The organism is Bacillus sp. sid0103 (genome assembly GCF_019219025.1).
The window spans coordinates 1-255 of record NZ_JAHUWN010000170.1 but is presented as its reverse complement, the minus strand read 5'-3'; the positions used below and the strand labels follow the sequence as shown (position 1 = coordinate 255).

Below are 255 nucleotides of genomic sequence, written 5' to 3'. Positions count from 1 at the left end.
AAGCAGGCGCTCTCCCAGCTGAGCTAAAGCCCCATTATGAGATGGTGGGCCTAAATGGACTCGAACCATCGACCTCACGCTTATCAGGCGTGCGCTCTAACCAGCTGAGCTATAGGCCCTCATAACGGAAATATAAAGAGAGTTTGTACTCTCAAAACTAAACAAACAAAGATCGTGGCACAAACCGTTTTGTCTGGCTCATATGTCCAGCTTTATCCTTAGAAAGGAGGTGATCCAGCCGCACCTTCCGATACG

The 255-nt window shown here is 48.6% G+C and carries 1 tRNA gene; it reads right to left on the bottom strand.

The features are described from left to right. Positions 1-42 precede the first annotated feature (42 nt). A tRNA-Ile gene (locus KW850_RS34665) sits at positions 43-119 on the bottom strand. Positions 120-255: the final 136 nt, after the last annotated feature.